This window comes from Kocuria sp. BT304, assembly GCF_003290245.1.
GTDB classification, from domain to species: domain Bacteria; phylum Actinomycetota; class Actinomycetes; order Actinomycetales; family Micrococcaceae; genus Kocuria; species Kocuria rhizophila_A.
Genome location: NZ_CP030039.1, coordinates 1,707,296 through 1,720,060 on the forward strand (window position 1 = coordinate 1,707,296; position 12,765 = coordinate 1,720,060).

Annotated in this window: 13 protein-coding genes; 7 read left to right on the forward strand and 6 right to left on the reverse strand. The window is 72.0% G+C overall.

Features of this window, described 5'->3' with window-relative positions:
* Positions 1–50 precede the first annotated feature (50 nt).
* Both DNL27_RS07575 and nrdF read right to left on the reverse strand, forming a co-directional pair.
* Positions 51–443 carry a hypothetical protein gene (locus tag DNL27_RS07575; RefSeq protein ID WP_239494286.1) on the reverse strand — a complete coding sequence of 131 codons (393 nt, stop codon included), beginning with the start codon at positions 441–443 and terminating at the stop codon, positions 51–53.
* A gap of 365 nt (positions 444–808) precedes the next feature.
* On the reverse strand, positions 809–1,789 hold the full coding sequence (gene nrdF, locus DNL27_RS07580) for a class 1b ribonucleoside-diphosphate reductase subunit beta (RefSeq protein ID WP_012398471.1): 981 nt from the start codon (positions 1,787–1,789) through the stop codon (positions 809–811).
* Positions 1,790–2,277: 488 nt separating this feature from the next.
* On the opposite strand from nrdF, the gene DNL27_RS07585 reads away from it, so the two are divergent.
* Positions 2,278–2,460 carry an antitoxin gene (locus DNL27_RS07585; RefSeq protein ID WP_112235175.1) on the forward strand — a complete coding sequence of 61 codons (183 nt, stop codon included), beginning with the start codon at positions 2,278–2,280 and terminating at the stop codon, positions 2,458–2,460.
* 94 nt (positions 2,461–2,554) lie between these two features.
* Here DNL27_RS07585 and zapE read toward each other — a convergent pair whose 3' ends face one another.
* Positions 2,555–3,604: a cell division protein ZapE gene (gene zapE, locus DNL27_RS07590; RefSeq protein WP_112235176.1), complete on the reverse strand. Its 1,050-nt coding sequence runs from the start codon at positions 3,602–3,604 to the stop codon at positions 2,555–2,557.
* Between the two features lie 275 nt (positions 3,605–3,879).
* Here zapE and DNL27_RS07595 point away from each other — a divergent pair, with 275 nt between their 5' ends.
* Positions 3,880–4,788 (forward strand): sulfurtransferase, encoded by a 909-nt coding sequence (locus tag DNL27_RS07595; protein ID WP_112235177.1) that lies wholly within the window; start codon positions 3,880–3,882, stop codon positions 4,786–4,788.
* Positions 4,785–5,234, forward strand: a complete 450-nt coding sequence (locus DNL27_RS07600) for a SufE family protein (RefSeq protein WP_012398475.1) — start codon at positions 4,785–4,787, stop codon at positions 5,232–5,234. Before DNL27_RS07595 ends, DNL27_RS07600 begins: the two co-directional genes overlap by 4 nt.
* Before the next feature lie 98 nt (positions 5,235–5,332).
* Here DNL27_RS07600 and DNL27_RS07605 read toward each other — a convergent pair whose 3' ends face one another.
* Positions 5,333–6,577 (reverse strand): S9 family peptidase, encoded by a 1,245-nt coding sequence (locus DNL27_RS07605; RefSeq protein ID WP_112235178.1) that lies wholly within the window; start codon positions 6,575–6,577, stop codon positions 5,333–5,335.
* Between the two features lie 93 nt (positions 6,578–6,670).
* Here DNL27_RS07605 and msrB point away from each other — a divergent pair, with 93 nt between their 5' ends.
* The 3 genes from msrB to DNL27_RS07620 all read left to right on the forward strand — a co-directional run bounded on the left by msrB (position 6,671) and on the right by DNL27_RS07620 (position 9,230).
* The gene (gene msrB / locus DNL27_RS07610; RefSeq protein ID WP_082681837.1) at positions 6,671–7,126 is read left to right on the forward strand and encodes a peptide-methionine (R)-S-oxide reductase MsrB; all 456 of its coding nucleotides are present in this window, start codon (positions 6,671–6,673) and stop codon (positions 7,124–7,126) included.
* 106 nt (positions 7,127–7,232) lie between these two features.
* Positions 7,233–7,835: a DUF3000 domain-containing protein gene (locus tag DNL27_RS07615; RefSeq protein ID WP_112235179.1), complete on the forward strand. Its 603-nt coding sequence runs from the start codon at positions 7,233–7,235 to the stop codon at positions 7,833–7,835.
* 132 nt (positions 7,836–7,967) lie between these two features.
* Positions 7,968–9,230 carry an HRDC domain-containing protein gene (locus DNL27_RS07620; RefSeq protein WP_012398479.1) on the forward strand — a complete coding sequence of 421 codons (1,263 nt, stop codon included), beginning with the start codon at positions 7,968–7,970 and terminating at the stop codon, positions 9,228–9,230.
* A gap of 321 nt (positions 9,231–9,551) precedes the next feature.
* Here DNL27_RS07620 and DNL27_RS07625 read toward each other — a convergent pair whose 3' ends face one another.
* Complete coding sequence (locus tag DNL27_RS07625; protein ID WP_012398480.1) at positions 9,552–9,971, reverse strand: hypothetical protein; 420 nt, start codon at positions 9,969–9,971, stop codon at positions 9,552–9,554.
* Positions 9,972–10,123: 152 nt separating this feature from the next.
* Here DNL27_RS07625 and DNL27_RS07630 point away from each other — a divergent pair, with 152 nt between their 5' ends.
* On the forward strand, positions 10,124–10,648 hold the full coding sequence (locus DNL27_RS07630) for a Rieske (2Fe-2S) protein (RefSeq protein WP_229578106.1): 525 nt from the start codon (positions 10,124–10,126) through the stop codon (positions 10,646–10,648).
* Between the two features lie 18 nt (positions 10,649–10,666).
* Here the strand turns inward: DNL27_RS07630 and dxs are convergent, their stop codons facing one another.
* Positions 10,667–12,670, reverse strand: a complete 2,004-nt coding sequence (gene dxs / locus DNL27_RS07635; RefSeq protein ID WP_112235180.1) for a 1-deoxy-D-xylulose-5-phosphate synthase — start codon at positions 12,668–12,670, stop codon at positions 10,667–10,669.
* Between the last annotated feature and the right edge of the window lie 95 nt (positions 12,671–12,765).

A 12,765-nucleotide genomic window follows, 5' to 3' on the forward strand; every position in this document is an offset into this window, starting at 1 on the left:
GACGCGCTCGCCGGCGTCTCCAAGTCGGCCCGGGGTGCCGGGACCGCCGGTCAGACCCCGGTGTGCGCGAGCGCGGTGTCGGGCCGCGGCTGCACCGTGCGGGCCGCCGACGTGCGAGGCCTGCGCTCGGTGACCGGCCCGTGCGCTGCCGCGGCAACGATCGCCGTCTTCAGCAGGTGGTGGTCGTCCAGCAGGTCCCGAGACTGGTTCACCCGGTCCAGCACACCGCACGTCATGGTCACACCCCCGCGGGGGACGTACCGGTTGACGTAGCGCACGGCGGCGTTCCACCGCTTGCGCTGGTCCGCGCTGAGCTCCCGGCCCTCCAGCTCCCCCAGCCACCCGAGCGCGCCCGTGAACACACGGGTCACGAGCTCGCGCTCGAAGGCCTCCACGGTGCCGGTGCCCCGCATCAGCTGGTTCAGTGCGGTCAGTTCGCTCACCGACAGAGCGGTCCTCACGGTCGACGCTGCACGCATGCTCACAAGCCCCCTGTGAAAGTCGTCCCCGGTGAGGGCGCGCCAGGGCGCCCTCACCACGGATGTCGATCCTGCCCCGTGGCCGCGGTTCTCCCCCCGGATTGCCGCGCGCCCACGGGATCTCTCCCCTTGCCCTGCCAGTCTAGGCACCGCCGGCGCCGCTGCCACAGTCGCACATTGGGGGACGACGCCGCGGCACCCGTCAGCGCGCGGCGCGGCGGCGGTCCACGGCGCACGAGCGCGCACCGACCCGGACACGAGAACGGCCCGGACCCGCACACCGTGCGGATCCGGGCCGAGTGGTACTCAGGGCGCCGTGCGGGCCGGGGCTAGAAGTCCCAGTCCTCGTCCTCCGTGTTCACGGCCTTGCCGATCACGTAGGAGGAGCCGGAGCCGGAGAAGAAGTCGTGGTTCTCGTCCGCGTTCGGGGACAGCGAGGAGAGGATCGCCGGGGACACGTCCGTCATCTCCCGCGGGAACAGCGCCTCGTAGCCCAGGTTGTTCAGCGCCTTGTTGGCGTTGTAGTGCAGGAACTTCTTGACGTCCTCGGTCCAGCCCACGGAGTCGTAGAGGGCCTCCGCGTAGGCCACCTCGTTCTCGTACAGCTCGTCCAGCAGGTCGTAGGTGTAGTCCTTCAGCTCCTGCTGGCGCTGCGGGCTCTCCTGCAGCAGACCCTTCTGGTACTTGTAGCCGATGTAGTAGCCGTGCACGGCCTCGTCGCGGATGATCAGCCGGATCAGGTCCGCGGTGTTGGTCAGCTTGGCGTGCGACGAGAAGTACATGGGCAGGTAGAACCCGGAGTAGAACAGGAAGGACTCCAGCAGCGTGGAGGCCACTTTCTTCTTCAGGGGGTCGTCACCCTTGTAGTAGCGCAGCACGATGTCCGCCTTGCGCTGCAGGTGCTCGTTCTCCTTGGACCAGCGGAACGCCTCGTCGATCTGCTTCATGGAGGACAGCGTGGAGAAGATCGAGGAGTAGGACTTCGCGTGCACGGACTCCATGAACGCGATGTTGGTGTACACCGCCTCCTCGTGCAGGGTCTTGGCGTCCGGGATCAGCGAGACGGCGCCCACCGTACCCTGGATGGTGTCCAGCAGGGTGAGCCCCGTGAACACCTTCATGGTGAGGTCCTGCTCCTCGGCGGTGAGGGTCTTCCAGGACTGGACATCGTTGGACAGCGGCACCTTCTCGGGCAGCCAGAAGTTGGACGTCAGACGGTCCCAGACCTCGGTGTCCTTCTCGTCCTGGACGCGGTTCCAGTTGATGGCCTCCGCCGGGTGGCGGAGCAGCTCGACCTGTTCGGTGGTCATGGTGCGCACTGACTCCTTCGTGGCTGGGATGACGCCCCTGCGGGGACCTGCCCCGGGCACCGGGCCACGGTGTGGGCCACGGCGGGCGCGACGGGTGGTCGCGGGCACGGGGGACTCACCAGGATACTCCACCGGGCCACGGCGGCGACCCTCCCCGGGACGCCGCCCGTGCACTCGCCGACCCCCGCAGCCGGGCAGCCGCCCCCTCCTGCGCGCCGGGGCGGACCGCTCGACGACGCCGCCAGGCTGGTCCACACACGCTCGCCGCGTCCCCGGGGTGGCATGACGTCACGACGCCGCCGGGCCGGCCCACGCGCCGCACCACCCCGCACGGCCGGGAATATGACAGAGCCCACCCCCGGTGTCACGGCCTGTTTTCTGACCGCGAATATTTCCCCGGGCCCATTCCCCCGGGCGCCGAGCGAGGGCAGGATGTTCTGCAACCGACCCGCGACCGGGCTGGTGACTCGAGCGAAAGGATTCTGATCATGCCTGATCTCGGAGGACTCGCGGACAAGGCCAAGGGCATGGCCGGTGACCATCAGGACAAGGTCAACCAGGGCATCGACAAGGCCGGCGATGCCGTGGACGAGAAGACCGGCGGCAAGTTCGAGGGCCAGGTCGACCAGGGCCAGGACGCCGTGCGCGACCACCTCGGCGGCAACCAGTAGCACTGCACCCGCAGCGTGAGAACGGGGCCCCTTCCACTCGGGAGGGGCCCCGTTCACGTGCCACGCCCTGGGTGCCCCGCGCGCTGCGGGCCGCTCAGGCCTCGCTGGCCTCCCGGGCCAGCGCCGTGAGGCGCGAGACGGCGCGGTAGTACTTCTTCTGGTACCCACCGGCCATCATCTCCTCGGTGAAGACCTGGTCGAAGGGCACCCCGGTGGACAGGATGGGCAGGTCCCGGTCGTAGAGCCGGTCCGCGAGCACCACGAAGCGCAGCGCCACGGCCTGCTGGTCGATGGTGCGCACACCGCGCCACGCGATCGCGTCGAGGTCCTGGATGAACGCGCGGTAGCGCGAGGGGTGCACGCGGGAGAGGTGCTCCATTAGCGCGTCGAAGTCGTCCACCGCCACCCGCCGCCCCGGGAAGTGCTGCTCGATCGCGGCGTCGAGCGCGGCGTCGTCGGCCAGCGGGGACGGTGCCTGCGGCAGGCCGCGGTGGCGGTAGTCCTCACCGTCGATGCGCACCACCTCGAACTGGCTGGATAGCACCTGGATCTCGCGCTGGAAGTCCTGCGCCGCGAAGCGCCCCTCCCCCAGCGAGCCCGGCAGGGTGTTGGACGTGGCCGCGAGCTTCACGCCGGCGTCCGCGAGCTCGCGCATCAGCCGGGACATCAGCACGGTGTCCCCTGGGTCGTCGAGCTCGAACTCGTCGATGCACACGAGCGTGTACTGCTTCAGGGCGTCCACCGTGCGCCGGAACGTGAGGGCCCCCACCAGGTTGGTGTACTCCACGAACGTGCCGAAGGCCTTGGGCCCGGGCACCGCGTGCCACAGGGACGCGAGCAGGTGGGTCTTGCCCACGCCGAAGCCGCCGTCCAGGTAGATCCCCTGCGGCGCGGCCGCGGCCTTCTGACCGCCGAAGAGCTTGGAGAAGAAGCCCCCGCCGCCCTGCGCACCGCGGCCGGAGACGCCCGCGGCGAAGGCCTTGAGCTTCTCCACGGCCTCGGCCTGGGAGGGCTGCGACGGGTCCGGGCGGTAGGTGTCGAAGGACACCTCCCCGAAGCGTTCCGAGGGCCGGAAGCCGTCCAGCAGCTCGTCGGCCGAGACGCGCGGATCGCGCTCCACGAGGTGTTCGATCTGAGTGCTCACGTGACAGGGCCTCCCGACCGGTTCCGGATCGCTCGCCGCGGCGGGCGCGCACCGGGACCGGTCCTGCGGTAAACGGACAGTACGTGGGACGCGCCGGGCGTCCCGTTCTCCCCCGATGCTACCGGTCAGCCCGTGGTGAACACGGCGACCGCGTATGACGGCACACGCGGGCCGGCATGCGCCGGGTGCGCGCGCACCACTACGCTGGAGAACGAGACGCGCACGGCACGTGCGTGCGCAGCGCCCACGACAGCACAAGGACAAGGAGAAGTCTCATGGCTGTAGAAGCAGAGCAGAACGACGCGTTCGCGCAGTACGCGCACCCGGAACGTCTGGTGTCCACGCAGTGGGTGGCCGATCACGTCGGCACGCCCGGCGTCGTCGTCGTCGAATCGGACGAGGACGTCCTGCTGTACGAGACCGGGCACATCCCCGGGGCCGTCAAGGTGGACTGGCACACGGACCTCAACGAACCGGACACCCGCGACTACGTGAACGGGGAGCAGTTCGCCGAGGTGATGTCCCGCAAGGGAATCTCCCGCGACGACACCGTGGTGATCTACGGCGACAAGTCCAACTGGTGGGCCGCCTACGCCCTGTGGGTCTTCACGCTGTTCGGTCACCGGGACGTGCGCCTGATGAACGGCGGGCGCGACAAGTGGATCGCCGAGGGCCGCGAGCTCAGCACCGAGCGGCCCGAGGTCGTGGCGAGCGACTACCCGGCGGTCGAGCGGGACGACACCCCGATCCGCGCGTACCGCGAGGACGTGCTGGCGGCGCTGGGCACCACCCCGCTGATCGACGTGCGCTCCCCACAGGAGTACACGGGCGAGCGCACCCACATGCCGGACTACCCCCAGGAAGGCACGCTGCGCGGCGGGCACATCCCCACCGCGGCCTCCGTGCCGTGGGCCCGTGCCGCCGCGGAGGACGGCACGTTCAAGTCCCGCGCGGAGCTCGAGGCCATCTACCTGGACGAGGTGGGCCTGACCCCCGGCGAGGACGTGATCGCGTACTGCCGCATCGGCGAGCGCTCGTCCCACACGTGGTTCGTGCTCACGCACCTGCTGGGCTTCGAGAACGTGCGCAACTACGACGGCTCCTGGACCGAGTGGGGCAACGCGGTGCGCGTGCCCGTGGCCCAGGGCGAGGAGCGCGGCGAGGCCCCGGAGGCCACCCGATGAGCGCGCAGGACCTGCCCGAGCAGCTCGCGGAGCTCGTCACGGACTTCCACGAGGTCCCCGAGCCGGACAAGCTGCAGCTGCTGCTCGAGTTCTCGCGGTCTCTGCCGGAGCTGCCCGCCCGGCTGGGCGAGCACCCCGAGGAGCTCGAGCAGGTGACCGAGTGCCAGTCCCCGCTGTTCCTGGCGGTGGAGCTGGACGGCACGGGCCCCGACGCCCCGGTGTCCCTGTTCTTCTCCGCACCTGCGGAGGCGCCCACCACGCGTGGGTTCGCCGCGATCCTGCACGAGGGCCTCGACGGGCTCCCGGCCTCGCAGGTGCTGGACGTCCCCGACGACCTCCCGGAGCGCTTCGGACTCACCCGGCTGGTGTCCCCGCTGCGGATGCGCGGGATGTCCGCGATGCTGGGGCGCATCAAGCGTCAGATCACGGCGCAGCAGGCCGCCTGAGCCGACTGCCGCTTCCACCGCGCGAGCCGCCCCGTTCCTGGGGCGGCTCGCGTCGTGTCCGGGGTGGTCCCCGTGGAGCCTCACACCCCGCTGTGCGCTCAGGCGCCGCCGGATTCCTGCCTGAGGACCGCGCCCAGCCAGTCCCTGAGCGCCCGCTCGTAGCGCTTGCGGTCGATGTTCCACTCCTTGGTGTGCCGGGCACCCGAGAAGCCCACGAAGTCCACGTGGGGGCTGAGGTCGGCGAGCTTCACGGACCCGGCCACGGGAACCACCTCGTCATCCGTGGAGTGCAGGATCAGGGTGGGCGTGGTGATGTCCTCCCACCGGGACAGCCAGTCCAGCGCGTGCAGGTCCAGCGGCGCGGCGAGCCCGGTGATCCGCGGGCCCATCCGGTGGGAGATCAGGTCCGCGGCCATCCGCCCCACGCGGCGCGGGATGCGGTGCACGCGGGTCTGGTGGGCCAGCAGCTCGTACCAGTCCACCACCGGCCCGGTGAGCACGAGCGCCCGGATCCGGTCCCGGTGACGGGTGAGCTCGGTGGCGCGCAGCACGATGGCCCCGCCCATGGACCACCCGAACAGCACCACGTCCGTGGCACCGTGCTCGAGCGCGTACCCGATGCCCGCCTGGACGTCCTCCCACTCGGTGAAGCCCAGCCCGTACTTGTTGTCCTCGGTGGTGGGCGCCTCGGAGTCGTTGCGGTAGGAGACGATCAGCGAGTGCAGCCCCAGCTGGTGGGCCACCCGGGCCCCGCGGATGCACTCGGGGCGCTGCGCCCCGCGCCCGTGCACCATCACGGCCCACGTGCCGGTGTGCTCCGGCCGGGCGGTGTCCCCGTCGCCGGGCACGAGCCACGCCGGGGCGGGGCCCAGGGGCGTGGCGATCTCCACCTTGCTGTATGCGAGGCCGGCGTCCGAGGGGCGGGCGTAGACCGTGCCGGTCCACCAGCCGCGCTTGCCCACGGCCAGTTCGCCGCGGTAGACGCGCTCCACCACCCGGGTGACCGTGCCGCCGGTCTGGCGCACGGTGAAGCCGATGCGGGCGAGCCCCGCGCCGTCGTCGAAGCGCAGCGCGTACGTGCCGGCCACCCGGGTGTCCGAGGTGGCGGGCAGGGTCACGAGCTGCAGCCCGGAGTGGGGGTCCCGCTCGAGCTTGAGGACGCTCACGTTGCCGGGCCGGGTGGAGGGGGTGACCACGTGGCGCGCCACGAGGGCCGCGATGGTCCCCGACGCGGCGAAGGTGGCCGACGCCGCCCCGATGCTCGCGGCGGCGCCCACCAGGGCGCCGTGCTGCCACGAGCGCGCGCCGTCCGGTTGCTGCTGAGGTGCGTTGCGCCGTCCCATGGCGCCATTGTGGCACGGCGCCCGGACGGGCATAACGGCAGCGGCGGCGTCGTTGCACCTTGGGCAAGCACACCCACGACCGGGAGGCACACCGTGCACGTGAACGACGATCCCCAGCGCCGGGACACCGGCGCTCCCCTGACCCCCGAGGCCGCGGCCGCCCGCACGGACGCCCAGTGGCGCGAGCTGCTGAGCTCCGCGGAGTACCGGGTGCTGCGCCAGGCCGGGACGGAGGCCCCCCACACCGGCGAGTACGTGGACACCACCACCGAGGGTGTCTACACGTGCCGCGCGTGCGGCGCGGAGCTGTTCCGCTCCGAGACCAAGTTCGCCTCGCACTGCGGGTGGCCCTCGTTCTTCGCGCCGCTGGCCGAGGACAGGGTCCGCTACATCGAGGACACCACCATGGGTATGAAGCGCGTGGAGGTCCGCTGCGCCACGTGCGACTCGCACCTGGGCCACGTGTTCGAGGGCGAGGGCTACGACACCCCCACGGACCTGCGCTACTGCATGAACTCGGTGTCCCTGCGCCTCGTGCCGGTGGACTGAGCGGCGCTGCGCGGCCGGCGCGGCCGCGGCGGGACACCCCGCGGCGACACGACGCCAAACGGCCCCCGATGGTGATCAGTCTGGTTACTGTGACCTTGTGGGAGCGGTGACCGAGCTGAAGAGCACTCCGGACGTGTTTCGCGCAGTCGTGCGAGCCCTGGAGACTGCCCGCTTCCGCCCCGAGATCACCCTCGGCCGGATCGCCCCGCCGCGGGGTCTGGCGCCCCACGCCATCTCCTTCGCGGCCGAGGTCGGCCACCGAACCCCCGCACCGGGGTTCGACGACGCCGCCGCGCCCCGCGAGGCCCCGACCTCCGGTCGCTTCGTGGTGCTCTACGACGAATCCTGCCCGGCACCGTGGCAGGGCCCGTTGCGGATCGTGAGCTGGTTCCGCTCCCGCATGGACCCGGAGATGGGCCGCGACGAGCTGCTCACGGACGTCAGCTGGTCCTGGCTCACGGAGACCCTCGGGGAGCACGGGGCGCTGTTCACCGCCGAGGGCGGCACGGCGTCGCGGATCGTGGAGCGCCACTACGGTAGCCTCACGGACCGCGAAGACGTCGCCCAGGTGGAGGTGCGGGCGTCCTGGACCCCCGTGCCGCACACCGGGGCACCCCACTGGGCCCGGTCCCACCTGCACGCGTGGACCCAGGTACTGTGTACCGCTGCGGGCCTGCCACCGTGCCACGAGGGTGTGGTCTCCGTGTGAGCACCCGCGCATCAGTTTTCCCGGCGGCGGGGAGCACACTCCGCCACCGATCCCGCACCGTTCGAGGGAAATCCCATCAGCAGCAACGCCAAGGACCAGACCCCAGCCCGTGAACCGGGACCGCCGGAGATCGTGGTGCCCGGTTTCGAGCACCTCGCGATCCCCGCGACCGTGCACCTCAACGGCCCGGCCGAGGGACTGCCCCGCGTGGTGGACACCGCCCGGGGGCTCAGCCGTGCCGCCGAGCAGCTCGCGGCGGCCCACGGGCCCGTGGCCGTGGACACCGAGCGCGCCTCGGGCTTCCGCTACGGCCAGCGCGCCTTCCTGGTGCAGCTGCGGCGCGAGGGTGCCGGGACCGTGCTGATCGACCCGGAGGCCGTGGGCTCCCTGGCCGAGGTGGACGAGGCCCTGCGCGGTGTGGAGTGGGTGCTGCACGCGGCCACGCAGGACATGCCGTGCCTCGCGGAGCTCGACATGCACCCCGACGAGCTGTTCGACACCGAGCTGGGCGGACGGCTGCTGGGGCTGCGCAAGGTGGGGCTCGCGTCCATGACCGAGGAGTTGCTGGGGTTCACGCTGTCCAAGGAGCACTCCGCCGTGGACTGGTCCCAGCGGCCCCTGCCAGTGGACTGGCTCAACTACGCCGCGCTGGACGTGGAGGTGCTCGTGCAGCTGCGCTGGGCCACGGAGGAGCGCCTCGCGCGGGCCGGCAAGCTGGACTGGGCGCTCGAGGAGTTCGAGCACGTGCGCACCGCGCCCCCGCCCGCGCCCCGGCAGGACCCGTGGCGGCGCACGCACGGGCTGGGCAACGTGCGCGGTCGGCGCAAGCTCACCGCGGTGCGCAACCTGTGGCTCGCGCGGGAGTCCCTCGCCGAGCACAAGGACCTCGCCCCCACCCGCCTGCTGCCGGACTCCGCGATCATCGCCGCGGCCAACGCGATGCCACGCACCGTGCCCCAGCTCATGTCCACCCCCGGCTTCCACGGCCGGCTCGCCTCCCGCGAGGCTCCGCGCTGGCTCGCCGCCGTGCAGGAGGCCCGCCTCACGGAGGAGCCCGTGCCCGCCACGATCCCCTCCACGGCGCTGCCCCCGGTCAAGGGTTGGGAGACCAAGCGCCCTGAGGCCTCCGCCCGGCTCAAGGTGCTGAAACCGGCGGTCGCGGCCCTCGCGGAGGAGCTGGAGCTGCCCACGGAGAACCTGCTCACACCCGAGCACCTGCGCCGCTTCTGCTGGCAGCCCCCGCGCTCCACGTCCGACGACGCCGTGGCCGAGCGGCTGCGCGAGCTCGGGGCCCGCTCGTGGCAGGTGGAGCGGGTCGCCCCCGTGATCGGTGCCGAGTGGCGGGCCCTGCGCGCCCGCCGCCGCGCGGACAAGGCCGGCGAGCCCCAGGACTGACCGGGCGGCGTCGTGCGGGACTCCCCGGTGCGGAGGGAAGGGGCCCACAGGACCGACACGGCCGGAGCTTTCGCGACCTCCAGGGTGTTCTGGAGTGCCGCGGTCCGTGCGGGGACCTCCTGGTGCGTCCTGCCACCGCGTGACATCCGCTGTGACGTGAACTCTGCGGGGTGCCCCGCCCGACCTGGCCGACCATGGGCCCGCACGCACGGCGGCGGCCGCACACCACGGTGTGCGGCCGCCGTCCTGCTCCGTCCCGGAGGCAGGCGCCCCGGGCTCCGGGGCGGATTCGGGGCCCCGGTCAGGGGGCCCGGAACGGGATCAGTTCTTCATGTCCTTGGCGTCCGGGGCGGGGTGCGCCGGCTCCATGTCCACGTCCTTCTCGGTGGTCGCGGGCTTCGGGAGCTTCGCGTCCGTGCCCTGGGAGGACGAGCTCTGGGCCTTCTCCTTGACGGAGGCGGCACCGTCCTGGGCCTTGTCCTTGACGGCCGCCGCGCCCTCGGACGCCTTGGTGGTCACCGTCTCGGTGGCCTTCTGGGCACCCTCGGCGATCTTCTCGCCCACCACGGGGACCTCGGACTTGACCCAGTCGGTGCCCTCGGACACCTTGGCCTGGACCTTGGGGTCGTTCCAGGTGTTGATGGCGCTCTCGCGCAGGGACTCGTAGCTCTTGCGGCCGGACGCTGACCCGACCACGAACCCGATCCCGAAACCGGCCACAAATGCAAGACGCTTGATCATGGTGCCTCCCTCTCGTTTCCGCGGACCGGATCGGACCGGACCGCTCTTGCCGCTCATCGTACTGATTGTCGGCCCCCGCACGGCCACGGGGCACGGTCCGCGGCGCTGATTGCGCTCTAGGATGAAGTCGGACCGGCGACGAGAGGAACACCATGACCAGCAGCCAGCACGACGCCGCGGCACAGCCCGCACCCGGGTCCGCCCAGCAACCCGCGCCCGGAACCGCACGCTCCCGTGGGGAGCACGGTGGGACCGCCACGAACGCCGCTCCCTCACGACGCCGCGCGGTCGGGATGGCGGGCGTCGCGGCCGTCGGCGCCGTGGCCCTGAGTGCCTGCGGCTCCGGCAAGAGCGGCGGCTCCTCCACCCCCGGTGCCCCGAGCGGACCCACCGACGTGGCCGCTGCCGCGGACGTCCCCGTGGGCTCCGGCGTGAAGGTGGACGCCTCCGGCGTGCAGGCCGTGGTGGCCCAGCCGAGCAAGGGGACGTTCACCGCCTACTCCCCCGTGTGCCCGCACCAGGGCTGCGCGGTGAATCCGTCCGGGAAGACGTTCGTGTGCCCGTGCCACAGCTCCGTGTTCGACACCGCCACCGGTGACGTGACGAGCGGACCCGCCACCACGGGGCTCACCCCGTACCCCGTGAAGGTCGAGAAGGGCCGTGTGATCGTCGGCTGACCCGTGGCGGGGCCGGGCTCAGCGCGGCTCGGGGCCGGAGGAGGACACGGGCGCGGCGGCGTCGTCGTGGGCGGGCCGGGCGTAGGGCACCCGGGTGCCGAGCACGGAGGCCAGCGTGTCCTGGGCGATGCGCTGGGCGGTGACCCCGGTGTGCTCGAGGATCTGGTCGCGGCTGGCGTGCTCCAGGAACTCCGTGGGCAGACCCACCTCGTTGAGAGCGGTGTCCACCCCCTGGGCGCGCATCTGCTGGCGGATCAGGGACCCGATGCCCCCGGCCCGCACACCGTCCTCGATCACCACCACGATCCGGTGCCGTGCCGCGGTGCGGACGACCGAGTCCGCGACGGGCAGCACCCACCGGGGGTCGAGCACCGTGGAGGACACCCCGTGGGCCGCGAGCCGCTCGGAGACCTCCAGGGCGGTCACGCACATGGCGCCCACCCCCACGATCAGCACGTCGCGCTGCTCGCCCTGCGGACCGCCGGCCTCGCCGTTGCGGGCCAGCACGTCCACCCCGTCCGGGAAGCGTTCCAGGGCCGGCAGCGGGGCGCCCACCGCGCCCTTGGGGTAGCGCACCACGGTGGGCGCGTCCGGGACGGCCACGGCCTCCCGCAGCTCCTCGACCATCGTGGCCTCGTCGCGCGGGGCGGCCAGGTGCAGCCCCGGCACGATCTGCAGCAGCGCGAGGTCCCACATCCCGTGGTGACTGGGCCCGTCCGGGCCGGTGACCCCCGCGCGGTCGAGCACCACGGTGACACCGGCGTGGTGCAGGGCCACGTCCATGAGCAGCTGGTCGAAACCGCGGTTGAGGAACGTGGCGTAGAGACCCACCACCGGGTGCAGGCCGCTGAAGGCCATGCCCGCGGCCATGGTCAGGGCGTGCTGCTCCGCGATCCCCACGTCCACCACGCGCTCGGGGTGGGCCAGCTGCATCTTCTGCAGGCCCATGGGGATCAGCATGGCGCCGGTGATCCCCACGACGTCCGGGCGCTCGTCCGCGATCGCCGCGATCTCGTCACGGAACACGTGCGTCCAGGTGCGCGCGGAGGCCGCGCCGGTGGGCTTGCCCGTGGCCGGGTCGATCACCGGCACCGAGTGGAACTGGTCGTTCTCGTCCAGGCGGGCGGGGAGGTAGCCGTGGCCCTTCTCCGTGATGGCGTGCACGATCACCGGACCGCCGAAGTTGCGGGCGTTGGTCAGTGCCTGCTCCATGGCCGCGAGGTCGTGTCCGTCCACGGGGCCCACGTACTTCATGCCGAGGTCCTCGAAGATCCCCTGCGGGATCACCACGTCCTTGATGCCCTGCTTCATCCCGTGCAGCCCGCGGTAGACCGCCTGGCCCAGGTGCCCGGACGCGGTCAGCAGGTGCTTGGCCTTCGCCAGCGTCTGCTCGTAGCGGCGGTCCGTGCGCACGGCGTCCACGCCCTGCTGCACACTGGCCTGCAGATCCTTGAGGTGGTTGGCGAAACCGCCCACCGTGGGCGCGTAGGAGCGGCCGTTGTCGTTGACCACGATCACGACCTTGCGGTCGCGGTCCGAGGCGATGTTGTTCACGGCCTCCCACGCCATGCCACCGGTGAGGGCGCCGTCCCCGATCACGGCCACGGTGTGGCGGTCGTGCTGGCCCGTGAGCGCGTAGCCGCGGGAGATCCCGTCCGCCCAGGACAGCGAGGAGGACGCGTGGGAGGACTCCACGATGTCGTGCTCGGACTCGGCGCGGGAGGGGTAGCCCGCGAGCCCGCCCTCCTGGCGCAGCGTGTCGAAGTCCTGGCGGCCCGTGAGCAGCTTGTGCACGTAGGACTGGTGGCCGGTGTCGAAGACCACGGAGTCCCGGGGCGAGGAGAACACGCGGTGCACGGCGAGCGTGAGCTCCACGACCCCCAGGTTCGGGCCCAGGTGGCCCCCCGTGGCCGAGACGTGGCTGATGAGGAAGTCACGGATCTCGCCGGCCAGCTGCTCCATGGCCGCGGCGTCCAGACCCTTCAGGTCCTCGGGTCCCTCGATGCTCTCCAGAAGCGTCATTGCCTGCTCTCCGTGGGTGTCACGGCGCCGGGGGCTCGCCCGCAACGGAATGCGTCCCGTGCGCCGGAGCCCGCGGCGCCCAAATGCTCCGTCCG